Source organism: Streptomyces sp. NPDC060035, assembly GCF_042736635.1.
Taxonomy (GTDB): domain Bacteria; phylum Actinomycetota; class Actinomycetes; order Streptomycetales; family Streptomycetaceae; genus Streptomyces.
Genome location: NZ_JBHWVO010000052.1, coordinates 1 through 24,311 on the forward strand (window position 1 = coordinate 1; position 24,311 = coordinate 24,311).

At 67.2% G+C, this 24,311-nt stretch carries 15 protein-coding genes and 5 pseudogenes; 10 read left to right on the forward strand and 10 right to left on the reverse strand.

Translation table 11 applies throughout. From position 1 onward, the window contains the following. Positions 1-426 precede the first annotated feature (426 nt). From ACFWBQ_RS37325 to ACFWBQ_RS37335, 3 genes are all read right to left on the reverse strand, one after another. Positions 427-2,073 (reverse strand): glycoside hydrolase family 27 protein, encoded by a 1,647-nt coding sequence (locus ACFWBQ_RS37325; RefSeq protein ID WP_385508276.1) that lies wholly within the window; start codon positions 2,071-2,073, stop codon positions 427-429. 318 nt (positions 2,074-2,391) lie between these two features. Beyond that, complete coding sequence (locus ACFWBQ_RS37330) at positions 2,392-3,693, reverse strand: RICIN domain-containing protein (RefSeq protein ID WP_385508304.1); 1,302 nt, start codon at positions 3,691-3,693, stop codon at positions 2,392-2,394. Between the two features lie 94 nt (positions 3,694-3,787). Then, positions 3,788-5,218 (reverse strand): endo-1,4-beta-xylanase, encoded by a 1,431-nt coding sequence (locus ACFWBQ_RS37335; RefSeq protein WP_385508279.1) that lies wholly within the window; start codon positions 5,216-5,218, stop codon positions 3,788-3,790. Between the two features lie 859 nt (positions 5,219-6,077). Here ACFWBQ_RS37335 and ACFWBQ_RS37340 point away from each other — a divergent pair. Continuing rightward, a pseudogene (locus ACFWBQ_RS37340) lies at positions 6,078-7,506 on the forward strand (non-reducing end alpha-L-arabinofuranosidase family hydrolase). Positions 7,507-8,084: 578 nt separating this feature from the next. On the opposite strand, the gene ACFWBQ_RS37345 reads toward ACFWBQ_RS37340, so the two are convergent. Continuing rightward, positions 8,085-8,228: a hypothetical protein gene (locus ACFWBQ_RS37345; protein WP_385508280.1), complete on the reverse strand. Its 144-nt coding sequence runs from the start codon at positions 8,226-8,228 to the stop codon at positions 8,085-8,087. Positions 8,229-8,695: 467 nt separating this feature from the next. Here ACFWBQ_RS37345 and ACFWBQ_RS37350 point away from each other — a divergent pair, with 467 nt between their 5' ends. Genes ACFWBQ_RS37350 through ACFWBQ_RS37360 form a run of 3 tightly spaced genes read left to right on the forward strand, consistent with a single transcriptional unit; the run spans position 8,696 to position 10,146 of the window. After that, a complete protein-coding gene (locus ACFWBQ_RS37350) occupies positions 8,696-9,406 on the forward strand; it encodes a glycoside hydrolase family 11 protein (protein WP_385508282.1) in 711 nt (236 codons plus the stop codon). Between the two features lie 57 nt (positions 9,407-9,463). Next, positions 9,464-9,835, forward strand: a complete 372-nt coding sequence (locus ACFWBQ_RS37355; RefSeq protein WP_385508283.1) for a hypothetical protein — start codon at positions 9,464-9,466, stop codon at positions 9,833-9,835. 47 nt (positions 9,836-9,882) lie between these two features. Continuing rightward, the gene (locus ACFWBQ_RS37360; RefSeq protein WP_385508284.1) at positions 9,883-10,146 is read left to right on the forward strand and encodes a transposase; all 264 of its coding nucleotides are present in this window, start codon (positions 9,883-9,885) and stop codon (positions 10,144-10,146) included. A gap of 138 nt (positions 10,147-10,284) precedes the next feature. Here ACFWBQ_RS37360 and ACFWBQ_RS37365 read toward each other — a convergent pair whose 3' ends face one another. Both ACFWBQ_RS37365 and ACFWBQ_RS37370 read right to left on the reverse strand, forming a co-directional pair. Continuing rightward, positions 10,285-12,513: a penicillin acylase family protein gene (locus ACFWBQ_RS37365; RefSeq protein ID WP_385508285.1), complete on the reverse strand. Its 2,229-nt coding sequence runs from the start codon at positions 12,511-12,513 to the stop codon at positions 10,285-10,287. 811 nt (positions 12,514-13,324) lie between these two features. Beyond that, a complete protein-coding gene (locus ACFWBQ_RS37370; protein ID WP_385508288.1) occupies positions 13,325-13,834 on the reverse strand; it encodes an endonuclease domain-containing protein in 510 nt (169 codons plus the stop codon). 246 nt (positions 13,835-14,080) lie between these two features. Between ACFWBQ_RS37370 and ACFWBQ_RS37375 the strand changes: the two are divergent. The 3 genes and pseudogenes from ACFWBQ_RS37375 to ACFWBQ_RS37385 form a co-directional block, all read left to right on the forward strand. Then, positions 14,081-14,497: pseudogene (locus ACFWBQ_RS37375) on the forward strand (transposase); the annotation flags it as partial. A gap of 340 nt (positions 14,498-14,837) precedes the next feature. Then, positions 14,838-14,960 (forward strand): annotated as a pseudogene (locus tag ACFWBQ_RS37380) (transposase); the annotation flags it as partial. A 27-nt stretch (positions 14,961-14,987) separates the two neighbouring features. Continuing rightward, on the forward strand, positions 14,988-15,293 hold the full coding sequence (locus ACFWBQ_RS37385; protein WP_385508290.1) for a helix-turn-helix domain-containing protein: 306 nt from the start codon (positions 14,988-14,990) through the stop codon (positions 15,291-15,293). 31 nt (positions 15,294-15,324) lie between these two features. On the opposite strand, the gene ACFWBQ_RS37390 is transcribed toward ACFWBQ_RS37385, so the two are convergent. Further along, on the reverse strand, positions 15,325-15,516 hold the full coding sequence (locus ACFWBQ_RS37390) for a hypothetical protein (protein WP_385508292.1): 192 nt from the start codon (positions 15,514-15,516) through the stop codon (positions 15,325-15,327). Between the two features lie 591 nt (positions 15,517-16,107). Here ACFWBQ_RS37390 and ACFWBQ_RS37395 point away from each other — a divergent pair. Continuing rightward, the gene (locus tag ACFWBQ_RS37395; RefSeq protein ID WP_385508294.1) at positions 16,108-16,716 is read left to right on the forward strand and encodes a GNAT family N-acetyltransferase; all 609 of its coding nucleotides are present in this window, start codon (positions 16,108-16,110) and stop codon (positions 16,714-16,716) included. A 122-nt stretch (positions 16,717-16,838) separates the two neighbouring features. Here the strand turns inward: ACFWBQ_RS37395 and ACFWBQ_RS37400 are convergent. Then, positions 16,839-17,695, reverse strand: a pseudogene (locus ACFWBQ_RS37400) (IS5 family transposase). Between the two features lie 116 nt (positions 17,696-17,811). Between ACFWBQ_RS37400 and ACFWBQ_RS37405 the strand changes: the two are divergent. Beyond that, positions 17,812-18,629, forward strand: a protein-coding gene (locus ACFWBQ_RS37405) for an IS5 family transposase (RefSeq protein WP_385508296.1) whose coding sequence is annotated in 2 segments (ribosomal slippage) — positions 17,812-18,160 and positions 18,160-18,629 — 819 coding nt in all. Because the reading frame shifts where the segments join, the coding sequence is not laid out codon by codon here. 60 nt (positions 18,630-18,689) lie between these two features. On the opposite strand, the gene ACFWBQ_RS37410 is transcribed toward ACFWBQ_RS37405, so the two are convergent. Then, positions 18,690-21,152, reverse strand: coding sequence for a SpoIIE family protein phosphatase (locus tag ACFWBQ_RS37410; RefSeq protein ID WP_385508299.1), 2,463 nt, complete (start codon positions 21,150-21,152; stop codon positions 18,690-18,692). A 747-nt stretch (positions 21,153-21,899) separates the two neighbouring features. Beyond that, a pseudogene (locus tag ACFWBQ_RS37415) lies at positions 21,900-22,061 on the reverse strand (pirin family protein); the annotation flags it as partial. Between the two features lie 803 nt (positions 22,062-22,864). On the opposite strand from ACFWBQ_RS37415, the gene ACFWBQ_RS37420 reads away from it, so the two are divergent. Beyond that, on the forward strand, positions 22,865-24,265 hold the full coding sequence (locus ACFWBQ_RS37420) for an MFS transporter (RefSeq protein WP_385508301.1): 1,401 nt from the start codon (positions 22,865-22,867) through the stop codon (positions 24,263-24,265). The last annotated feature ends 46 nt before the right edge of the window (positions 24,266-24,311 follow it).

The window sequence follows — 24,311 nt, forward strand, 5'->3', positions numbered from 1 at the left end:
GGGCCGGGCAGCGCTGCCCGGCCCCGCACCGTACGGAAGGGGCGAGATGGGGAAGTCCGTTGGCTGAGCTGTGCCGCAGCGGGGCGTCACCCCAGGTCGTGCGCGTCTGTCCCGACGACGTCTGGCACGTCCTGCCCCTACGGACGCGCTCGCCAGCGAACTGGATGAAGTCGGACGGACCGGTACGCATCTCCGCCCGCCCGTGGCCTGTGCCGGCCGGGTCGGCGGTCAGGGGCGCGGGGGCTTGAGCAGCATCCGGTTGAGTTCGGGCGCTGTGCCACTGGGCGGTCGGGGGCGGGCGGCGTGGTCCCGCAGCCCGGCGCCGTGCCTCCTGTGCTCAGGACGACCAGCACCGCGGCCCTGGCGGATCATAGAAGGGATCTTGTCTTCGTCATCGTGAAACTCCCCTTCTGGACCGGCGGTTGTTCACGCGCGGGTCCACTTCTGGTTGACCTGGCCGTTACAGGTCCGCAGGGCCAGCGGGGTCCCGTTGGTGGTGCCGGTCCCCTCGGCGTCGAGGCACAGCTCGGCGTGGACGTTGCGGATCGATCCGTCGGAGTCGAGGATCCACTTCTGGTTGTTCTGGCTGTTGCAAGGCCAGATGATGACACGGGTGCCGTCGGTGGTGCCTTGGTTGTAGGCGTCCAGGCACTTGTCGCCGTAGACCCGGATCTCGCCGCCCGTCCACGTGGTCCACAGTTGATTGGCTGCTGTGTGGCAGTCCCACAGCAGAACCGTGGCCCCCGCGCCGGTGGAGGCGTTGTCCACGTCCAGGCAGCGGCCGGAGCCGTTGCCCCGCAGACGCGTGGTGGTGGCGGCCAGCGGGCTGCCGCCGGTCACCCGGAATACGGCGACGCCATGCGCGGGGACGCTCGCGGAGATCTGCCCGGACGTGCTCGACGTGCCGCCGGTCCAAAGGTCGGTGAGCGTGAAAGGCCCGCCGGACAGGCCGACTTGAAAGGCAGTCGTGGAGACCGTCGCGGCCACCTCTCCGCGATTGAACAGGCCCACCGCGACCGAGCCGTCCGACAGGGGCTTGGCGAACACCTCGGTGGCGCCGTCGTCGCGTACCCTGCGTCCGCCCGCACCCAGCGAGTCCTGGTTCACCGCCAGCAGACGCGGGTTGCGCAGGATGGCGCTCACGTCGGCGGACATGGAGCGGATATCGTTGCCGGCCATGAGCGGGGCGCCCAGCAGGGCCCACAGAGCGAAGTGGGAGCGGGACTCAGTCAGTGACAGGCCTGGGCGGCCGACGACCAGCATGTCGGGGTCGTTCCAGTGTCCGGGACCCGACTGCGCCGCCAGCGGCGCTGTGACGTCCAGGACGTTACCGACACCCATTGGATAGCTGTTGGTGTTGCCGTTCTGCCAGATGTCGAGCAGGTCCTCGGTCGTCCGCCAAAGGTCGGCGACCTCGCCCCAGTTGTACGTGGCGCCGGTGATGTCGTGGAAGCTGTTGGGATTGATGCTGTAGACGATCGGCCGCCCGGTGGCACGCAGGGCGTCACGCATCAGTGCGAAGCGCGCGACCTGCTCGTCACGGGTACCGCTCGAAGAACACCAGTCGTACTTGAGGTAGTCGACGCCCCATGAGGCGAACGCAGTGGCGTCCTGGGCCTCGTGCCCCCTGCTGCCCGTCGACCCGGGATAGGCGCCGCTGGTCTGCGCGCAGGTGCGTTCGCCCGGCACCTGGTAGATGCCGAACTTCAGCCCCCTACTGTGTATGTAGTCACCGAGTGCCTTCATTCCGCTGGGGAACTTGGTCGGGTTGGCCCGCAGGTTGCCTGCCGCGTCGCGTTGTGGGTCGAACCAGCAGTCGTCGACCACCAGGTAGCGGTAGCCGACGTCGCGCATGCCCGAGGACACCATCGCGTCGGCCGCCTGGCGCACCTGGGTCTCGGTGATCCCGCACCCGAAGCTGTTCCAGCTGTTCCAGCCGAGCGGTGGGGTGGGCGCCGGGCTGCCCGGCGCTGCAGAAGCGGTGGAGTGAGAGGTAGACGTGATGGACGCGGTGACCGTCAGCACGGTGGTCGCGAGAAGGCGGAGCAGTCGTCCGCCTGATCGTCTGGGCACCAAGAGCTCCTTTGAAGGAAGCGCACCCTGTAGGTGCCTCATGTGTGCACACCCTGTCAGGACTACGCGCAACCGCGGCAGCGGCGGGTTTATCGGACAAGGGCACGGGCGGTGCCGGCGCCGGAGGAATGTCGGGTCGGCGACCAACGGGCAGGTCGCACGAAAGGCGGTCGGCAGCAACGCCACGGAAATCTGTCCCAAGGTGACCAGTGCGAAGGCGTGGACCCTTTCCTGAAGAGCTCTTCCGTCCTTCCCCTGAGACAGACGAGCACCGAGTGGAGCCAGGATCAGCCTGGCTCCACTCCAGGTGCGGGCGTGTCACTGGAACTGTACGAAGAACCTCCAGATCTCTCCCTTGGTCCAGGTGGCGACGCCACTCTCGTTGGGAGAACCGTCGACCGGACCGGGAATGTGGTCTCCGTCGAACGCGGCCCACTGGACCGGGTACCCGGCACGGCAGCCCGAGTAGGAGGTGGTGATGTGCGTCCGGCTGCCCGGGGCGGGCTCGCGCGGGCTCTGTGGAGTGCAGCCGTTGTTGCTGACGAATTTATCGCGCAGGGACCGTCCTTGCGCGATATTGAGGACGGAGTCGCTGATGCCGTGGATTCCGAAGTAGGCGATGGGCTGGGTGCCGCCGCTGCAGCCGCTGATCTGGGCGCCGGAGATGACCGCGACGGCCCTGAAGACGTTCGCCCGGGTGCATGCGAGTGCGTAACTCATACCGCCGCCCCAGCTGAAACCTGTGGCGAAGCGCTGTGCCGTGTTCACACAGAGTCCGCCCTCGATTCGCTGGATCATGTCGTCGACGAAAGTGACGTCCTCACCGCCCGAATTGGCCCAGCCGTTGTCGAGACCCTGGGGAGCGACGAGGATCGCGCTGTCGTTCGACTGTTCCTGCTGGCCGTAGTAGGACCAGGCACTCCCGCTCGTTCCGCCCGAGGAGACGTCGCCGGCGGTTCCGCCCCGCCAGTGGAACGCGAAGATCAGCCGGTAGGGGTGGCTGTTGTTGTAGTTGGCGGGAACTCTGAGGATGAAGCTGCGGCTCTTACCGCTGCTCTGAATCGTGTGCGTACCGCTCGCCAGAGTCGGGGCGCTTCCGCATCCGCCGCCGCCACCGGACGACAGCTTGATCATCTGCCATTGCTGGTTGGCGCCGCCCCAGTCCGTGTACTGGACGACGTTGCCGCCGTCGGCCGTGGAGGCGCCCTGCACCTCCACGGCCTTGCCGCTGCTGCGGTTGATCAGCCGGACGTGGCCTGCGTCGGAGTCGGCCAGGCGGAACTGCTGGTTGGCCCCGTTGCCGTCGGCCCACTGCGCTATCGCGGCACCGTCGGCGGTCGAGGCGCCGGCCACGTCGAGAACCTTGCCCGAATGCCGGGCCTTGAGCCGGTAGAAGCCGCCGCCGGAGTCCACGAACTGCCACTGTTGGTTGTCTCCGTCGTGGCGCGTCCACTGGCTGACCCGCGCGCCGTCGGCGGTGGACACGCCAGAGACGTCCAGCGCCTTGCCGCTGTTGCGATTGACCAGGACGTACCAGGCATTGGTGTCCACCGTCGCCGCCTCGGCGGGCGCCGGATTCACCGCGACGAGCATGCCGATCGCGAGGGTCGCCGCCACCACGGCGGCGAACCGGGACCACCAGCGATGTCTTTGTGGAGGGGCGGGGGAAGCCGCACCGTAGGTCTTCATCGATTCACCCTTTCGCTGTGTCAGGTCAGGTGCGGGTCCAGCGTTGGTTGCTGCCGTTCGAGCAGGAGTAGAGCTGGATCAGGGTGCCGTTGGCGGTGCCGTTGGCGGTGGCGTCAAGGCAGAGGCCGGACTGGACGCCGACGATGGAGCCGTCGGAGTTGAGGCGCCATTTCTGGTTGTCGCCACCCCAGCAGCTGTAGATCTGGACTTTGGCGCCGTTGCCGGTCCCGGCGGCGTCCAGGCACTTGTTGTCGTAGACCTTGAGCTCGCCTCCGGCGGTGTAGGCCCACTGCTGGTTGGTGCGGTTGTTGCAGTCCCACAGGTTGAGCTGGGTGCCGTCGGTGGTGCTGGTGCCGGGCACGTCCAGGCAGCGGCCTGAACCGACGCCCTTGATCTGTCCAGAACCGGTCGGGGGTGTAGAGGAGGTGGCGTTGAGTGCGTTGAGGACGGAGGTGTAGGCGGGCTTCTTGCTGCCGTCGCCGTTGAACAGCAGCGGCGTGTCCTGCGATCGCCAGGAGTCGGTGTCGCGCACACCCCAGACCGTGATGCCGAGACAGCGCGGGACGGCCAGGCAGTCGTTGGTCACGTTGGCGTAGGTCGTGGCCGAGGCGCCCTGGATGTCGAGTTCGGTGATGGCCACGTCGACGCCGAGGGCGGCGAAGCTCTGCAGGGTGGTGCGGAAGTTGCTGTTGTAGGGGCTGCCGCTGTTGAAGTGCGACTGGAAGCCGACGCAGTCGATCGGCACGCCGCGCTGCTTGAAGTCTCGGACCATGGCGTACATGGCCTGGGTTTTGGCCCAGGTCCAGTCCTCGACGTTGTAGTCGTTGTAGCAGAGCTTGGCGGCCGGGTCGGCGGCGCGCGCGGTACGGAAGGCGACCTCGATCCAGTCGTTGCCGGAGCGCTGCAGGTTGGAATCGCGCCGGGCTCCCGAACTGCCGTCGGCGAAGGCCTCGTTCACGACATCCCACTGAGCGATCTTGCCCTTGTAGTGGGCCATCACGCCGTTGATGTGGTCGGTCATCGCCTGGCGCAGTGTGCTGCCGCTGAGGCTCTGCATCCAGCCGGGCTGCTGGGAGTGCCAGGCCAGGGTATGGCCGCGCACCTGCTTGCCGTTCTGCACCGCCCAGTTGTAGACACGATCAGCGGCGGTGAAGTTGAACTGGCCCCGCTGGGGTTCGGTGGCGTCGATCTTCATCTCGTTCTCGGCCGTCACCGAGTTGAACTCACGGCCCGCGATCGTCGTGTACGCCGAGTCGCCCAGCCTGCCCGAGGCGATGGCGGTGCCGAAGTAACGGCCGCTCTGCGCCGCTGCGGCGCCGAGCGTGCTCTCGGCGGCGTGTGCGGTCGGCGGCGCCACCAGCGCGGCGACCACACCGAGGACGCCGACGACCAGCGCCAACAGCAGGCTGCGGAACTTCCGGCGGACAACGGGTCTGTAAAGGGCATACGGGCCCATGACTGTGCCTCCAAGGTAGAAATCAGGGAAGGGACTGAGAAGCGCAGGGGATTGCGTCGTCCGCTCCCATTCGGCAGACGGACGGACAGGGCGGGCCGGAGCTCGGGCAGCACGGAATCCCCTTGAAGAGCCAGGATGCGCTGATGTGAACCTCACCGGAACGAAACGGGATGGCGCAGGTGCTTTGGTGCGCGGAGCTGTAGTTGTGCGCGGATTTGCCATGCAGCACGGATTGCCCAGGGCGGTGGTTCGAAATATCGAACCATGGCCGGTTCCTCAGACAGGAATGATTGAGGTATTGATGATGCATCGTCAATACTCTCCACAGTAAAAGTTTCTGTGCCCTATTCGAAACTTTCGATATCAGGTGGAGCGTAACCCCGGCGCCGTCGTCGTTGGAGCTTGCCGGGCCCATAGCGGGACTGTTGGTGGACAGGTCGGCGACCGCGGCGAGTTGCTCGGTCTGGGCGATCCGCTTGCACGGGCGGGCTGATTCCTCGCGGCCTGCCATTCGTCGGCGGATCGGCGAGTAGACCGTCGGCACCCTGCTACCGCGTCGGTGTGACGTGCGACGTTTCGTGCGAGGCTTCGACGAATGTTTCTGCGGCGATGGCGACACATGCGAGAGGTATTGACGCCGTTCACCGGTTCCTTATCATGCAGGTTGCTCGACACTTCGACCTTTGTTCGATATCTCGAACGTGGAGTCGCTCCGTTGCACATCGGGACAACTCCGGGTCCCAGCGCCGGAACGGTCTGCCGGGGTGCTCACGGGCCGCTGCACACCTCACTGCGACAGTCCGGACTACCTCATGACGAGGCCGACCGGAACCGCCCACTCAAGGTTGAGGAAGTCCCCATGCACAGAGGAAGTTTCAGCCTCAGGAATTCGTCAGCGGTGCTCGCCGCCGCGGTTGCGGTCCTGGCCGGGGTGGCGGCGATGCTCGTCGCCACCCCGGCTCAGGCGGCTTCCACCGGCGCCTTGCGCGGTGTTGGTTCGGGTCGGTGTCTCGATGTGCCGGGCGCGAGCCAGACCGACGGCACGTACCTGCAGATCTACGACTGCTGGGGTGGGACCAACCAGCAGTGGACGTTGACGGACAGCAACCAGCTGACCGTGTACGGCAGTAAGTGCCTGGATGTTCCGGGTCACGCCACCGCGGCCGGTACCCGGGTGCAGATCTGGAGCTGTTCCGGTGGTGCGAACCAGCAGTGGCGGGTGAACTCCGACGGCACGGTCGTCGGCGTGGAGTCCGGGCTGTGCCTGGAGGTTACGGGTACAGGTACGGCCAACGGCACGGCGGTGGAGATCTGGACGTGCAACGGCGGCAGTAACCAGAAGTGGACCGGCCTGTCCGGGACGTCGACCCCGCCGACGGGCGGCACGTGTTCTCTTCCGTCGACGTACCGGTGGACGTCGACGGGTGTCTTGGCGCAGCCGGCGAACGGGTGGGACTCGGTGAAGGACTTCACCAGCGGTGCACAACGGCAAGCACCTGGTCTACGCGTCCAACTTCTCGGGATCGTCGTACGGATCGATGATGTTCAATCCCTTCACGAACTGGTCGGACATGGCGTCGGCCGGCCAGACCGGGATGGGCCAGGCCGCAGTGGCGCCCACGCTCTTCTACTTCGCGCCCAAGAACATCTGGGTGCTGGCGTACCAGTGGGGTGCGTGGCCCTTCATCTACCGCACGTCGAGCGACCCCACCAACCCCAACGGCTGGTCCTCGCCGCAGCCGCTGTTCACCGGTAGTATCTCCAGCTCCGACACCGGCCCCATCGACCAGACCCTGATCGCCGACGGTCAGAACATGTACCTGTTCTTCGCCGGTGACAACGGCAAGATCTACCGGGCGAGCATGCCGATCGGGAACTTCCCGGGCAACTTCGGCTCGACGTACACGACGATCATGAGCGACACGAAGGCCAACCTCTTCGAGGGCGTACAGGTCTACAAGGCCCAGGGCCAGAACCAGTACCTCATGATCGTCGAGGCGATGGGCTCGAACGGGCGCTACTTCCGCTCGTTCACGGCCTCCAGCCTGAGCGGTTCGTGGACCCCGCAGGCCGGCAGTGAAGGCAACCCCTTCGCGGGCAAGGCCAACAGCGGTGCCACCTGGACCAACGACATCAGCCACGGTGACCTGGTCCGCAACAACCCCGACCAGACCATGACCATCGACCCCTGCAACCTGCAGTTCCTCTACCAGGGCAAGGACCCCAACGCGGGCGGCGACTACAATCGCCTGCCGTGGCGGCCGGGTGTCCTTACCCTGCGGCGCTGACCTTCCCGATTCACGGTGACTGTGATGTGGCGCGGTCCGCAGGTGGGGCGAGCGGTTCACGGCGTGGGCGATTCCACCTCCTGACCGAACGCACCGAGGGTCCCCGGCCGTGCGGCGGTCGGGGTTCCTCTCACCTCCGGTGCCGTTGTCGCGGCCCGTGTACTCCGCCGGCGTCTCGAGGAGATCACCGGCAAGGCCATGAAGGACCGCCGCGAGGACGCGTGGCTCGGCACCGACCACATCGACTTCTTCCAAGCCCACCGCGCGGTCACCGTCCCGGGCCCATCCGCTGAAACCGGCGACGGGCGGTGTGCTCGCTCATCCCGGTCGCCGCCCCGAGGTCAGATAGCCGAGGCGTCTGTCCACGCCGAGGGCCACAAGGAGGGCCTGGTCCTGCGGCACGGGCGGGGTGGTGCATGTGGGCGCTGTACAGGGTCGAGCGTGAGGTGCGCCGAGCGGAGCGGAGAGCTCCGCGTGCCCGGCGGGTCCCATGGCCCGCATCCGCCAGTCGCCGCCCTCGCTTTGCAGCGTGATCCCGAGGCGGGTGCGGGTGGACCGTACGCCGTCCAGACCGCCGATCAGGCCGTGGACCGAGCGGCCGAGGGACGGAGGTCGGCGGCGGCGACCGACGCCAGGAGGTCGAAGTCACCCGCGGCCTCGTCGACGCTGACCCAGGGCATGTCGGCCAGGGCGAGGCTGACGGATTCGAAGGTCCGCGGCACCGCACCTCGACGTAGGCGACGGTCGCGGATTTCGCGTACGCGGTGACCCAGGCCAGGACGTTCGCGCGCAGTCGTTCCCAGTGGCGGGCCGCCGTGGTCGCGTCCACGCCCGTCCGAAAGTTTCGAAACCCATGCAGATGCTTGCGTTCTGCCCCTCCCGGATTCCATTCCATCTCTCACGCCAGGTTCGCGTGAGTGGCATCCTGACCAGTGAAGGCGTACTCGTCAAGGGCTTCCTCCGGCAAGGACATATTTCCGAAAGATTGCCGAAAGTGTTGACAGGCTCATGAGGCTCTAAGAAAACTGTGGCCACCGAACGGCAGGAGTCCTCGCTCCCCCCGCGTCTTGTGACCGGGGATGGCGGTCGGTCGTTGCCGCACAACGACGGGCGACCCCCGCCGTGTTTCATGCAAGGCCGCGGGCAGCAGAAGCCGCCCGGTCCCCACCAGCCTTCATCGGGAGGATGCATGCAGCAGGACGGCACGCAGCAGGACCCCGCTCCCCTCAACGGCTTGAGCCGACGAGGCTTCCTTGGCGGCGCCGGAACCATCGCGCTCGCTACCGCGTCCGGGCTGCTGCTGCCCGGCACCGCCCACGCCGCCACCACCATCACCACCAACCAGACCGGCACCGACGGCATGTACTACTCGTTCTGGACCGACGGCGGCGGCTCCGTCTCCATGACGCTCAACGGCGGCGGCAGCTACAGCACCAAGTGGACCAACTGCGGCAACTTCGTCGCCGGCAAGGGCTGGAACACCGGCGGACGCAGGACGGTCCGCTACAGCGGCTACTTCAACCCGTCGGGCAACGGCTACGGCTGCCTCTACGGCTGGACCTCAAACCCGCTGGTGGAGTACTACATCGTCGACAACTGGGGCAGCTACCGGCCCACCGGCACCCACAAGGGCACCGTCTCCAGTGACGGCGGCACGTACGACATCTACCAGACGACCCGGTACAACGCCCCCTCCGTGGAAGGCACCCAGACCTTCCAGCAGTACTGGAGCGTCCGGCAGTCGAAGGTGACCAGCGGCTCCGGCACCATCACCACCGGCAACCACTTCGACGCCTGGGCCCGCGCGGGCATGAACATGGGCCAGTTCAAGTACTACATGATCATGGCCACCGAGGGATACCAGAGCAGCGGAAGCTCGAACATCACGGTCAGCGGCTGACCGCTGTCCGGCGAACAACCGGCTGCGGGCCCCGTCCTCGTGACGGGTCCCGCAGCCGTGGTCGTTGCGGACGCGGCGGGGTGGGTTCAAGGCGGCCGCGAATTCCTGCCACCTTGGCGCCCCAGCCGCGGCGCGACGCTCAGCAACTCGTTGCGGGAACGTCATTGCGGCGGGCGGACCGGCCTCAGGTTCCCGCTCCCAACCCTGGCCCTGCGCGAACAATTGTCCAGCCTGGACAACCGCGAGCCGTTCCGCATCTGCGCGCGCCTCGGCCTGCACGGCGGCGGGGGCGACGGGTACGCGGCGGCCCAGGCCACCCAGATGACCCTGCGCATGCTCGCCGAGCGCATCGAGCAGCTCACCGGGCAGATCGATGAACTGAATCAGCGCCTGACCAGGCTCGTCGAACGCCACCCCCACAGCTTCTGACACCGGTGGGCATCGGACCGGACAGCGCTGTCGCTCTCCTGATCACGATGCGAGACAACTCCGAACGGTTGACCACCGAGGCGTCCTTCGCCGCTCTGTGCGGAGTCAGCCCCATCGAGCACTCCTCGGGCAGGCGCAGCTCGTGTCGGCTCAACCATGGAGGCGACCGGCAGGCGAACGCGGCCCTGTACCGCATGGTGTTCACTCGGCTGCGCTTAGATCCCCGCACTCAGGCGTGCTACGAACGCCGCACCCAGGAGCGCAAGACCCGGCGTGGGCCATCCGATGCATCGAGCGATATGTCGCCCTAGTGCTCGCGTACGCCCTCCCGGACCCTCGAATGAAGATCGAGACCGAGGTGTACGTGCGGCGCCGCGACGCCTGACCGCTGGCGCCGGGGAGGGCGACGCACACGCCGTCCTCCTCCGCTCGGACAACCGCCCGCCCTCTCAGTCGCCCGGCCGGTACCTGCGCTCGACGTGCTCCGTCAGCTCGTCGGGATAGAAGTAGACCCGCCGCAGGTCACCGCTCGCGTAGCGCTCGACCTGGTCAGCGAAGTGCGGCGAGTCGGAGTGGCCGCTGACGCCGCCCGCCGTCACCGCCCAGGCGCGCACTCGGGGCCCGAACTCCACCACCGCGACGAAGCTGTTGCCGCTGGTGCCGTAGTACCGCTTCGTCCCCGGGTAGCTCTTGGCCCCGAACGATGCGAGCGAGCCCCAGCGCGACGAGGCGAAGGGGATCGGGACGCTCGGTTTGTCGTCGCTGAACTCCTGGACGATAGTGCCGTCGTTCCGCTGGTATCGGTTGATAGCACCCCAGGGCACCTCCTGGCTGCCGAAGTCCCGCTCCAGTCGGGCCACTGCCGTGCCCAGGGCGTCGAGGCGCTGGGTGTCCGTGGCGCGGTCGGCCATGTAGTCCCAGCCGGACAGCCCGGCGTCCGCCGCCGCCTGGGCCGTCATCGCCCACAGGTCCTCGCCCCAGAACACGGCCACCGACATGGCGGTCGACCTGGCGGACCACCGGGTGTCCCAGTCACGAAGCAGGGCAATTGGGGCGGACAGCCGCTTCCTGCGTGCGCTGCTCCGGGGCAGGGCGTCCCAGGCGGCGACGAGGCCGGGGATCAGCCGGGCGAACGCGGTGAGGTACGGGTCGAAGGCGGCGTCCATCAACGTCTGGGGCGTGAAGTCCTTGCGCGCGCTCAGCACCCGGATCGCCTGCGGTCCGCGCGGGTTCTCGCCGAACCGGTCGAAGTAGCGCGGGTAGTCGGCCGCGTTGGGGCTGTCGTCCCCCGCCGCGGTCCAGGGCCAGTTGTTGGTGTTGAACGCCCAGCCGGTCTTCGGGTTCACGGCCTGGGGCATGCTCGCCAGGCTATGCAGGCCGTTCCAATCGGTCGCCGGGTTACTGCCGTCGACGGTCTTCAGATAGTCGACGCGGTCGTCACGCTTCGGCATGAACTGCGGCATCAGGAAGGCGATGCCGCCCTTGGAGTCGGCGAAGAGAGTGTTGTTGGAGCTGTTCGCCTTGAACTCCGCGACGCCGATGTACTCGTCGTAGTCCCGCGTCTTGGTGCGCAGGTAGCTCTGCTTCAGCGCGTCGACGGGCTTGTTCATGAGCGCGCACGCGATCCACTTGCCGTCCTCCTCGCGGACGATCGGGCCGTGGTGCGTGGCGTAGGTCGTGAACCGGCGCTCCTCCTGGCCGCCGTCCTCGGCGCGTACCGACAGGGTGACCTGCTTCGTCGTCACGGGGCGCAGCTCGTCGCCGAACCGGTACGAGTGCTTGCCGTCGTCGCCGGTCACGATCGTCTCGGCAAAGTTGTCGATGTTGTCGACGCCGCTGGAGGTGTGCATCCACCCGGTGTCGGCGTTGAATCCCTGGTAGATGAAGAACTGGCCCCAGGTGGCGGCGCCGTAGGCGTTGAGTCCGTGCTTGCTCGTCACATGCTGTTCGGCGCGGAAGAAGAAGCTGGTGTGCGGGTTGATGAGGAGCAGCGCGTGGCCGTCGCGGGTGTGGCTCGGTGCGATCGCCATGCCGTTCGAGCCGGTGGGTTCCCGGAACGTCAGGCCGCGCTCCTCGTCGGTCATCGGCAGGGTCCGCCTGCTGTAGAAGGCTTCGAACTGGCTGAGCGGGATGGACTCGATGTCGCCGCCGATACTGCCCTCGGAGAAGCTCAGCGGCATCCAGGGTTCGAAATGGCGGATGACCCGGGGGCGCACCTCGGGATGAGTGGCGAGGTAGTAGTTCAGTCCGTCCGCCCACGCCTGCGTCAGCGCCCGCAACCAGGCCGGGCATCGCGCGTGTGCCTTCTGCAGCTCCTCGTGGTCGAGGTAGAGCCGCTGGCGCAAGTCCTTCCATATCGCGCTTTCGCCCTCGGCTTCGGCGAGGCGACCGAGAGCGACCAGGTAGTTGGTCTCGACTCGGTTGAAGTCGTCCTCGGCCTGGGTGTACATCATTCCGAAGACGGCGTCGGCGTCGCTTTCGCCCATCACGTGCGCGACGCCCCAGTCGTCCCGGGTGATCGTCACGCGTGCCACGTGTCTGCGCCAACGGGCGGCGGTGGGCGCGGAGTCCGCCGCGATCGCAGTCGCAGCGGGCAGGACTGCCGTGGCGACGGCCAGCCCGGCCGCCGTGCCGAGGACGCTGCGTCGGCTCACCCCGGTGAACTGCGCGTGATGCATGAGCTGCCCCACTTTCCTACAAGCCTCGACGGCCCGTGGCCCGAAGGAAGACGGCAACTTGAGTCACCGCGTATCCGGCGGCCGTCACGCCGTGCGTCGGCCAACCGCACGGCACCGCTCCCTCCGCGCACATGGCATCGCCGAGCAGGCGACATGTACAGGTGTCACCGCCCGATGATCAGTTACAGGGACAGTCCTATCCGGTTGACCGCTCACTGACAAGACCTCACTCATTACCCACGTGCCCCGCGCCCGATACAGGTCTTAGGGCTCGCCGAGTGACAGGCGTGGGGTGGCCTGAAGGAGCCACCCCACGAAGTCGCCTACTCTGCCTGCCGCTTCACGTACGCAACTGCGGTCATGCCAGCAGAGAAGACGAACGGCACGACAGCCCCGCCGGAAGCAACAGCGGTGAGGGGGGACTGTCCGAGAGCGGCAAAGCCGACCCCGGTGGTAAGCCCAACAATCATGGAGATCAAGGCGACAACGACCACGTGGTACACGCGGTGGTCGCAGGTAGAAGTGGTTGCGGACAAGGAAGGCCCTCCCAGGCATCGTCAGAGCGCCGTTACGGAACCAGGGCAGGAGTCAATCCGCCGCCGGATCTGAGTCACGACGTCGCCGCCCAACGGGCGTCGCCATAGGAGAGCGCCGGCCAGACGCCCCTATAGGGACTCTGCCGCCGCGCCGTGATAGTCGGCCATCCGCACCGATGCACCTTGCCTTTCAAGGGTCTCTTTAACCACGTACATAGTAGCCAACACCACTGTAATTCGCACGAGTTGGCAGGATCCATCTGGGGCTGGCGGGCTTACCGGTGTCGAGCCGCGCCGGCATGCGCGAGGTGCCCCAAGCAGAACTTCAGCGTTCCAGCAAGTCGAAGGCGACGGGCCGGTGAGTTGGCCAGGTAGTCGTTCACGCGCCCCCAGTCCCTACGGTCTCTGGGAAGAAGTTCGTACCAGGCAAGGCCACGAGCATTGCACCCGCTACACAGCAGGCCGCGGACGCACGCTCCACATATGGACCAAGCGGCGTCCGACGGCTCACAGCATGCGTGATCATGGTCGATGTGCCAGTACGAGGAACTCCCGTCACGGTCGAGCCCGTGCCCGCACAACGCGCATACTCCGCCCTGAAGCTCCAGGATGGCCCTCACATCGCCTGCCGTCAGGTTGTATCGGCGACCTTGCCGGGCTATCCGACTACAGCTCAGGCAGTGCCCTGCGCGTCGACCTTCTCCCCTGTATTTGATGGTGACACCGCATCCCTCGCAGTCGTGCAAGGTGTCGCGCGTCAGCGGGACTCCGTAGTGACCTGGCATTCCTCGACGGTAGCGGGCGGCACTGACATCGATGCTGATACTCAGGTTCCGATGGTCGTGACTCGGGCACTGACTGACGTCCTGCTGGGCTGTCTTCCCGTTGGTCTGTCCGGCCGCCGGAACCTGTCCTCATGGCTCCGGCCGGGCGGAACATGACCTGATAGGAGCTTGGTCAGAAGCCCCTTCAATGTCCTGTCTGCGCCACCCGGCCGGTGCCCACCCTCCGGCAAGGAAGGCACCATCAGCATGACATCGACGGCGGCTTCGGACACAGCGGACCAGAATGTGTTCGGCGGGGTCGACTCCCATGCCGACACCCTCCACGTCGCGGTCATCAGCGACAACGGCGGCCACCTCGCGGACGCCGAGTTCACCACCACCGCGGCCGGATATGCCGCGGCCCTGGCCTTCCTCACCGCCCACGGCCACGTCGTCGCGATCGGCGTGGAAGGCACCTCCTCCTACGGCGCCGGCTTCACCCGCGCCGCGATCTCGCACGGGCAGCATGTCGTCGAGGTCAACCGGCCCGACCGGGCCGAACGTCGCCGCATCGGCAAGTCCGATCCCATCGACGCCTACGCCGCCGCCCGCGCCGTCCTGTCCGGGCGGGCCTCCAGCGCACCCAAGGACGACACCGTCGCCGGCATACGCGCCCTGCACAACGCCGCCCGATCCGCCGTCAAGGCGCGAACCGCAGCCCTGAACCAGATCGGCAGCATCCTCATCACCGCGCCCGAGACCATCCGGGCCAGGTACGGCCGGCTCAAAGGAGCGGACCGCACCGACGCCCTGGCCCAGCTGCGGCCGGCCGGTGACGCTGTCCACACCGCGGTCCTCACTGCGCTGAAGAGCCTCGCCCGACGCGTCAACGAGCTGACCACCGAACACCAGGCCCTGGTCAAGGCCCTGGACAGCCTGGTGACCGTCCTCAACCCCGGCCTGAGGGCCGCCCACGGAGTCGGCCCCGACACCGCGGCCCAGCTGCTGGTCACCGCCGGAGGCAATCTCGAACGCATGCGGAGCGGCTTCCTTCGCCGCGCTCTTCGGAGTCGCACCGGTCCCCGCCTCCAGCGGCCGGACCAATCGCCACCGCCTCTCACGCGGCGGCGACCGGGCAGCCAACGCCGCTCTCTACCGCATCGCCCTCGTCCGCATGTCCAGCGACTCCCGCACCCGCGAGTACGTGGCACGGCAGACCGCCGCAGGCCGGACGAAGAAAGAGATCATCCGTCTCCTGAAACGGGCCATCGCCCGGGAGATGTTCCGCTGCCTGACGACCGCGGTCACGGTCCCCGTCATCGCCGACCTGCGACCCCTGCGTCAGTCCAAGAACCTCACTCTCACCGCTGCCGCCCAGCACCTCGGAGTCTGGCCGGCCACCATCTCCACCCTCGAACGCGGGATCCGCCGAGACGACACCCTCACACACGCCTACCGTGGCTGGCTCCAAGCCGCTTGACAGTAATAGGAGCATCATCGCTCCGCCCATGTCAGCGCAGATCCCCCTCGGCCGCGTACAGAGAGCCCGCGGCCGTCTCGCGCGACCAGACCCGCAACACCATGCCCCTGATGCCGTCTCTCGTCTCCGAGAAGATGATCGAGACGTACGGCATCAAGGCCGGGACCGAGCTGATCCGCGCCAACGGCGGTCGGTAGAAGCTGGAAGCCGTTAAAGAAATCATGAGCCAGACTCCAGACCTGGGACAGCACGCGCTCGTCCTTCCGCCCCTCACAACACCCGAACCCCCTTGTGTGCAAACTCGATCGCCGACCGAACCTGTGCGACAGCTGGCGTCGTTGATAGCGGGGAACGCACGCAGGAGGGACGCAGCAGTGACGTACGCGTTGCGGCAGACCCGCTCCTGTGCGGATGGGCCGACACGACCGCGGGGTCGATGTGCAGGCGCTTGGCCAGGGCCGCCCATCCGCAGATGCGACAGTTGGCGCCTACTGACGACAGAGAGTGCGCGCAACACGCAGACAGCGCCGACGCTGTGCCGCGGCCGGGTTGCTCGTCGGCAGAGGCACCACCACCGACCAGACCTGCCACGGCAACCAACTCTGTTGTCAGGAGTCGTTGCGTCCGTTTCTAGTAGTGGCCTGGGCCGGGTTGGGTGAGGAAGCCTTGGCGTCAGAGGTGGCTGCGGGTGAGGTTCATGTCATGGGTCGTCGCATGCACGATCTGCTGGTAGGCGGTGCCTTGGTCGTGAGGGCCGGACCGGGATCGGATATTCGGTTTTCTGCCCGCCCCGTGAGGACACAAGATAGTCCGCATGACTTTGGCCACCCCCATGCTGCACACCGCTCGCCTGCGACTGCGCGCCTTCACCGACGCCGACGCGGACCCCCTCTTCGCGCTGCACAGCAGCACCTACGTGATGCGCTACTGGGACTCTCCGCCGTGGAACGAACGGGCCCGCGCCGAGCGCTTCATCGCGATGTGCCGGAAGATGGCGGACGAAGGCACCGGGGCGCGGGTGGCCATCGACCGTGCTTCTGATGGGGCCTTCGTCGGCTGGTGCGGTCTGACCGGATGGAACCCGGACTACCGCAGCGCGTCGTTGGGCTATGTCCTCGACGAGGCGATGTGGGGCCACGGCTATGCGACGGAGGCCGCACACGCCTTGCTGCAGTGGGCATTCGGCACACTGGACCTGAATCGAGTTCAGGCCGAGACCGATACGCGCAACGTGGCATCTGCCCGGGTTCTAGAGAAGATCGGATTCGTGCGTGAAGGGACGTTGCGGGAAGACTGCGTGGTGAACGGCGAGGTATCCGACTCGTGGGTGTTCGGGTTGATCAGGCGAGAGTGGCGGCCGTCCCAGCCCGCGAAGTGCGACGTTAAGTCCGTTTCTGGTAGCGACCACGTCCGGGTTGAGTGAGCAAGCCATGAGGGGTGAGGCGCCCAAGGCGGCTGCGGGTGACATTCATGGCCGGATCGTCGGTGCGCATGCCGAGGAGTTCGCCTGCCGGGCCTGAAGATCTGCCAGGAGTTCGATGACGTTCACGCGGCCGCCTTGAAGTCATCGCGCCAGGCTGGTGCAGGCGTCGTGAGGCGGCGGGCCATGTTCGCGGTGGATGCCCAGTAGACGCGTGAGGCGGCATAGTCGGGCCGGTGGTCGTACTCGCGGGCCAGACGCCGGTGCAACATCAACGTGCCGTTGACCTGCTCCACCACCCATCTCTTCGGTTGCGGAACGAAGCCCTTGCCCTGATCGGCGGGGTTGCGGCGGACGACGTCGACGGTGATGTCGAGCATCGCGCCGTGGATGACGACCTCGCCCTTGAACCCCTGGTCCATCAGGGCCTTCTCCAGGCGGTCTCCGCATCGTTCGGCGGCCTGGTCGAGCAGGGCCCTGCCGGCGGCGTTGTCGTGGGCTGAGGCGGCCGGCACGACGACGCCGATGATCAGTCCCAGGACGTCGACGGGCCAGTCCCCGCTTGCGACCCGGAGTCCTCTTGTTCGCGTCCAGGCCCGGTCGTGGTCTTCGGGACTCCCGCGGCCGCGCGCACGGACCGCGTGTCGATGACCACGAGGGACGGGTCCCCTAATCGGCGGGCCTTCTCCCGCACCTGGCAGCGCAGCAGTTCCTGGATCTGCTGGTCGAGCCCGTCCTCGCGCCACAGCGTGAAGTAGTAGAACACCGCCGACCAGGCCGGCAGGTCATGAGGCAGATAGCGCCACTGACAGCCCGTCCGGTTCTGGTAGAAGATCGCGTTCACGACGTCCCGGAGATCGCAGCCCCAGGGATCGCCGGTCGCTGACCGTGCGACCCGCTCCTGCTTCCACGCCGTGATCATCGGCTCGATCAACGCCCATTGCTCATCCGCCAAGTCGCTCGGATACGGCTCTCGCTCCATGCAACAAACCCGCCATGAAAATGCCCACCAGCGAGCCTGGACGGCAACCAGTGCCACGAACGAGTGACCACGAACTAAGACCGTGTCCTATGTGGGTTCGGCTCGTTGGGTCGGTCATGGGGCGGGGTGCGTGGAGTTGGATTGTTCCGGACGGGCTGTGGGAGATCGCGGAGCCGCTGATCCCGCCCTCGAAAGTGCGCCCCCAGGGCGGCGGGACGCAGGACACGCCTGATGAGACGCTGTTCGCCGCGATCATCTACGTCCTGGTCAGCGGATGCGCCTGGCGGGCCCTGCCGCCCTGCTTCGGAGTATCGAAGTCGACGGCCCACCGCAGGTTCCTGATCTGGTCGCGGGCCGGCGTCTGGGGTTGGCTCCACGAGGAGATCCTGCACCGCCTGGACGACGCCGGCCTGCTCGACCTGTCCCGGGCCGTCCTCCACTCCGCTCACGTGAGGGCTAAAAAAGGGGCGAACTCACAGGTCCGAGCCCCGTGGACCGAGGCAAGGCGGGTTCCAAGATGCACGTCCTGTCGGACGCGAACGGACTGCCCCTTCTCGTCGGTATCTCCGCGGCCAACGTCCACGACAGTCTCGCGCTGAAGCCCATGATCACGGGTCACCAAACGAGACACGACCCCCACCGCGGTCGCTACTTCAAACCCCAACGCCTGCACGCGGACAAGGCGTACGACGTCCCTCACCTGCGGAAATGGCTCTGGGGGAAGCACATCGGCGTGCGCATCGCCCGCAAGGGGGTCGAGTCCAGCGAACGATTAGGGCGTCGACGGTGGGTCATCGAGCGGACCATGTCCTGGCTAACCGGCTACCGCAGACTCAACCACCGCTACGAACGCCAACCCCGCAACTGCCTGGCCCTTCTCGGACTCGCCGCCGCCCTCTGCTGCTACAAAAGACTCGCTCGCCTCACCACATAGGACACGGTCTAAGATCGGACTTAACGTCCTCTGAGAACCTGGATGGATCTGCCCGTTGTGTCATCCAGGGTGTGGTGACCGGATCGCGGTGAGCAGCAGGGCGATGTCGTCGGCCCGGTAGGAGGAGCCACGGGCGTTGTGCAGAAGCCGGTCGGCGAGTTCGTCGAGTGAGTCCGCACGAGCGTGGGCCAGGGATGTTCGCAGGCGGTCGATGCCCACGTCGATGTCGGTTCCGGGTTCCTCGACCAGGCCGTCGGTGTAGAGGGCGAGGACTGACCCCTGCGGGAGGGCGATCCGGGTTTCGGGATAGGTGCTCGCGCGCTCCACGCCGAGGGCCGGTCCGATGTCCAGGTCAAGGGCATCGGTCGTCCCGTCGGGACGGCGGAGCAAGGGTGGGGGGTGGCCGGCGGTTACGGCGTGGGCGTGGTGGCTGTGTGCTTCGAGGTGGATGTAGCAGCAGGTGGCCAGCAGCCCGGGGTCGAGGTCGAATAGGGTTCGGTTGACGCCCGCCATCGCATCGCCGGGCGTATGCCCTACGGCTGCGAAGGCCCGTACCGCGCTGCGCAACTGGGCCATGGTGGCCGCGGCGGCGATGCTGTGCCCCTCCACGTCTCCGATGACGAGACAGACTCCACTGTCGGTGGGGATGACGTCGTACCAGTCGCCGCCGATGTCCATTCCGCTGGTGCCGGGCAGATAGCGCACCACGGTATGGATACCCGGGACTATCGGGAGCCGGTGCGGCAGGAGCGCCTGCTGCAGGCCGCGCGCGAGGGCGAACTCCGAGTCGTAGAGCCGCGCTCGTTCCAGAGCCTGGGCGATCAGCCCGGCGATAGCGGTCAGGACGCCGCGGTCCTTCTCCGTGAACGGATGGATCTCGTCGAAGCCGAGGACGCAGGTGCCGACAGGGCGGCTGGAGGCGATCAGTGGCAGATACGCCCAGGAACTCACCTCGCCCGTGGGGATGCCCGGATAGCCCCGGGATAGAGCCTGCTGCGACTCGATGAAGAGCGGAATGCCGGACGTCAGGGTCTCCGTACCGGGCAGGCGGGCGTGCAGCGGTACGCCCTCCAGCCATTCGAGGAAGTCTTCGTGGCCGCCGGTGTGAAAGAGCAGGTGCATCGTTCCGTCGCGGACCACATAGATTGCCAGCCGCTGGCCTCCGAAGGCAGGCAGGAACTGGTCGGCGACGACTTCACAGACTTGGTGGGCGGTGACCGCCTCGGTCAGCGCGCTGCCCAGCTGCAGGACGTGATACATGACGCCCGGACGCGCCGGTGCGGTCGCTGTCTCGGGCGGGGAGGCGGATGGTGTCGATGCCGGGGGCGCCTGACCGACAGGCACGACCCGGGCGGTCACCCCGTCCGCCTCCGGGTGGAGGGAGAAGGCGAGCCACCGGTCGGGTGGGCGGCAGGCCACGAAGGAGGCCGGCGCCTGGGAGATCATCGCGGACCGGTGCCGGTACTCGATGTCGGGATCGGACAGCCACGGCAGTACGTCCCAGAGGAAATGGCCCAGCAATTCGTCGGCGTCAACCCCCAACAGCTGCAGGGCGCTGTGGTTGACGTAGGTGACCCGCCCGTCGGGGGCGAGGGAGAACAGTCCGTCCCGCAGCCGCTCGACCGCTGCGACGGCCACCTGGCCGGCACGGGCGTCCACGACCGCGCCGACCAGGTGGGTACGTGCCGGTATGTCGTCGGCCTGTGGTACGCGGCCCCACAACTCGACGGTGCGGTACCCCTCGCCGCCGTGCTCGTAGTCCCGCAACCGCAGGCGTCTGCTGGTGGTCCGGCCTCCCACGGCTGCCTCTCGGGCGCAGGACCGGAAAGCGGCAAGATCGCCGGGGTGGAGGCGGGAAGCAAGCGTTTCGGCTCGTCCGTCGAAAGCACGCGGGTCGAGACCGAAGATCGCGCAGAGCTCGTCGTCCACGATGAAGGCGCCAGAGGCAAAGTCCCATTGGAACAAGCCGACCCGCACGGCCGCTGCCGAGGGAGCCGGGGTCTCGACGGCAATCGTATCCGGGTCGCATTCCACAGGCTTGCCGGTACGGGCACGGAGTGCGGCAAGGGAGTCACCAAGTCGGTTGGCGACGCTCCGCAGGTGGCGGCGCTGGGCCTTGGACAGCCCTTCGCTGCCGGGGGATGCCGCCCAGACGATCGCCAGGGATCCGAAGGTCTCCCTGCCTGTGCCCACCGGCACGGAGCAGGAGCCGAAGGCGTACGGGAGAGCCACCGCGAGCTGGGGATACCGGCGCATCGTCTCCTCTGCGTCGGCCAGGTGGACAGTGCGCCCGGAGCTGTACGCCGCGGCAATCGGGATGGGACTGTTCACCGGAATGAGGCGCCAGCCACCGAGCAGGGAGGGCGGCACCCCACACGTCGCGGCTAGCACGACCGACCGGCGATCGCGGGAGCGGAGAAAGACGCTCCCCGCGTAGGCGCTGGTTCCTTCGACGGCTTCGACGACGGCTGCCGCGAGTAGATCCTCACGCTCCGCCGTCTTGCCGACGGTCATTCCGTGCATGCTTCCAGTGTGCGCAGGTCCAACGCAGGTCAGCCCGACCGCAGCGGCAACCCAGGGTGACGCACCGCTCGCAGATCGCAGCTCCCCCGCGTGAACACCAAGCGGGGAAGCCCAAGTGTCCCCGCCCTCCGTCGGCGAGATCGGCCAGCAGGCGGGATCCTGCGTGGCTGACCACTCCGCGAACGTCGGCCGAGACCACGAGCTTGGGACGCGACCCGGTAGTGCGCACGTTTCTGGTCAGTCCAGTAGGAGCCTGAGCCACGGCAGACTACGAATCCGCCTCACTCTGTCATCACCAACGACGCGTTGGGCGGCATGGGTAGCGACTTCGCTACCGTCCCGTCATGGCCTATGTCCCGGCTACCAGACGGGTCACCATTGTGGGATCACCACAACACCCTGTTCCCTCTGGGTGAGATCCCGGCCCCTGGTGGGCCATATGCAAGTACCCCTCGTTCGCTCAACTGCCACGAGTCAGGAAAAGCTCCAGCCCCAGGTGCCCAGTCCGCTCATCACAGACAGCAGACCAGCCAGACCATGATGCGAAATCGCCTGACACCCCGTCAGTAAAGTCAGCATTGGGTCAGCATTAGGTCTACTAAAGCTGCTCGCACACGACCACACTTTGGAATCCCGGGCACGTGCGGCGGAAGCTTCCAGAGAAGCGCTGGACCGATTCCGCTTCTGAGTATGGGACCGAGCTGCCGCGACCAGGAGCGCGCCGGGACCCGGCCACATCAGCGCAGCTCAGCGCACCCTTCCCCGCGGTTTCAGCGCCACAGGCGGCAGTTCAGGAGCGGGGAGTCGGCCTCCGTCATAGCCATGCACTTCCCCGAACCGAGCACCGGCCGCCCAGTCCGCACGCGCCTGTGCGATATCCTCGTGGGACCGCCCGATGAAGTTCCACCACAACTTCATAACGGACGAAATGAAGGTGGGCGCGATCCTCGACAGCAGGCCGCCAGCCTGAGCTACCAAAGGTCTCAGAGCGAAGTCCTCGGCGACCCTAATCGCACCGGCCGCGCCCAGGACGACGTGCTCGGCATCGACCAGGCCCACCCGGCCTGCCGCGACACCACTCCGCAACAACCCTGACTCGGCAAGCAATCAAAGCTCCATCGACCGCTTCTGCTCCCGCCGCTCCGAGCAGCACCGGCGTCCGATTCGCTCGCGCGTTGTGCCGCCCCCTCTTGCCAGACCTTCTTCCGCCGCCGCAAACCGGCCTTCGCAGTCTCCATTCCGAGGACGCCACCCGCCGGGATGGGTCCATACCTGCGGCAGCGTCGGCCCCGCCGTCCTCACAGCCCCCTTCGAGACTGAGACACGCGCCTCACGGGTCTGCAGAAAGGACGCGTCAAAACCTAACCGCCAGCCGTCCGCTCCGCACCGAATTGCCCGACTGCAACGCAGCGTAGTCAGCACCAAGTCAGCACGGGAGAGGTGAAGACGGGTGATGACGTGGGCTTTTAGTCAGCACCGAACCAGCACGGGAGTCAGCACCGCCCTCTCGAAATATGCCGAACAGTGCAACTCGGACAGCCCTCTTCCGCCCACCCCACGAGGCGGAAACAGGCCGCAGCACCTCCCCGTAGTGCCCGCCCGCACACCGCCCACCCGAACTATGGTGTCCCGCCACATACGCCCCTGACCTGCCCCTTCCTACGGTATGGCGACACGGAAACGTCCCCGCCAACTGTCCGGAAGTGGTACCCATGGCCGCCCCAGCAACCGCTCCCCCACCCCCCTCGAACCTCCGCCGCATCGTCGCCGCGAGCCTCGTCGGGACCACCGTGGAGTGGTACGACTTCTTCCTCTACGGATCGGCTGCCGCGCTGGTCTTCAACAAGCTGTTCTTCCCCGGATCCGAACCGCTCGTCGGAACCCTGCTCGCCTTCCTCACCTACGCGGTCGGCTTCGCCGCCCGGCCGCTCGGGGCCCTGGTGTTCGGGCACTACGGAGACCGGCTCGGCCGCAAGAAGCTGCTGGTGCTGAGCCTCTTGCTGATGGGTGGTGCGACCTTCGCCATCGGGCTCCTGCCGACACACGCCACCATCGGGGTCGCCGCCCCTGTCCTGCTCACCGTTCTGCGGCTGGTGCAGGGCTTCGCCCTCGGCGGCGAATGGGGTGGGGCCGTACTGCTCGTCTCGGAGCACGGTGATGCGAAGAGGCGGGGGTTCTGGGCGTCATGGCCTCAGACCGGAGCGCCCGCGGGGCAGCTGCTGGCAACCGGGGTGCTCTCCGCGCTCACCGCGCTGATGTCCGACTCCGCCTTCGAGGCGTGGGGCTGGCGCATCCCCTTCCTGCTCTCCGGTGTGCTCGTGATTCTCGGCTTGTGGATTCGTCTCTCTGTCGATGAGTCGCCCGTGTTCAAGGCCGCTCTTGCCCAGGCCGAGCAGCGCAAGGCTGCGGCTACGACGGCCGAGAAGATGCCGCTCGTCGCCGTGCTGCGTGATCACTGGCGGGATGTGCTGATCGCCATGGGCGCCCGGATGGCCGAGAACATCAGCTACTACGTGATCACCGCGTTCATCCTCGTGTACGCGACCACGTCGGCGGACCTGAGCAAGCAGACGGCGCTCAACGCCGTGCTCATCGCGTCCGCCGTGCACTTCGCCGTGATTCCGGCCTGGGGCGCACTGTCCGACCGCGTCGGGCGCAGGCCGGTCTATCTGGTCGGCGCGATCGGCGTGGGGCTGTGGATGTTCCCGTTCTTCGCGCTGATCGACAGCCGGAGCTTCGGGAGTCTGCTGCTCGCCGTCACCGTGGGACTGGTCTTCCACGGCGCGATGTACGCACCCCAGGCAGCGTTCTTCTCCGAGATGTTCGCGACGCGCATGCGCTACTCGGGTGCGTCGATCGGCGCACAGTTCTCGTCGGTCGCCGCGGGTGCCCCGGCGCCGCTCATCGCCACGGCCCTGCTCGCGGACTTCGGCACTTCGACACCGATCTCCCTGTACGTCATCGCGGCCGCGCTGATCACGGTGCTGGCGATCGTCTGCGCCAAGGAGACGCGGCACAGGGACCTCTCAGACATCGAGGCGGAGGCCGGGAAGGAGCCCGGAGAGGTCCCGGGTGACCGGGCTGCGCTGCCCGCCGATTCCCGTACCGCCTGAGCCGTTCACGCCGAGGGGCCGGCCGCCACCCTCGACGGGTGGCGGC

Bases quoted from the DNA above. Each gene is read 5' to 3' on its own strand.
- ACFWBQ_RS37335 (WP_385508279.1), bottom strand. From the start codon at position 5,218: ATGGGCCCGTATGCCCTTTACAGACCCGTTGTCCGCCGGAAGTTCCGC.
- ACFWBQ_RS37350 (WP_385508282.1), top strand. From the start codon at position 8,696: ATGCAGCAGGACGGCACGCAGCAGGACCCCGCTCCCCTCAACGGCTTG.
- ACFWBQ_RS37360 (WP_385508284.1), top strand. From the start codon at position 9,883: ATGCGAGACAACTCCGAACGGTTGACCACCGAGGCGTCCTTCGCCGCT.
- ACFWBQ_RS37365 (WP_385508285.1), bottom strand. From the start codon at position 12,513: ATGCATCACGCGCAGTTCACCGGGGTGAGCCGACGCAGCGTCCTCGGC.
- ACFWBQ_RS37370 (WP_385508288.1), bottom strand. From the start codon at position 13,834: ATGCCAGGTCACTACGGAGTCCCGCTGACGCGCGACACCTTGCACGAC.
- ACFWBQ_RS37385 (WP_385508290.1), top strand. From the start codon at position 14,988: ATGTCCAGCGACTCCCGCACCCGCGAGTACGTGGCACGGCAGACCGCC.
- ACFWBQ_RS37390 (WP_385508292.1), bottom strand. From the start codon at position 15,516: ATGATTTCTTTAACGGCTTCCAGCTTCTACCGACCGCCGTTGGCGCGG.
- ACFWBQ_RS37395 (WP_385508294.1), top strand. From the start codon at position 16,108: ATGACTTTGGCCACCCCCATGCTGCACACCGCTCGCCTGCGACTGCGC.
- ACFWBQ_RS37410 (WP_385508299.1), bottom strand. From the start codon at position 21,152: ATGCACGGAATGACCGTCGGCAAGACGGCGGAGCGTGAGGATCTACTC.
- ACFWBQ_RS37420 (WP_385508301.1), top strand. From the start codon at position 22,865: ATGGCCGCCCCAGCAACCGCTCCCCCACCCCCCTCGAACCTCCGCCGC.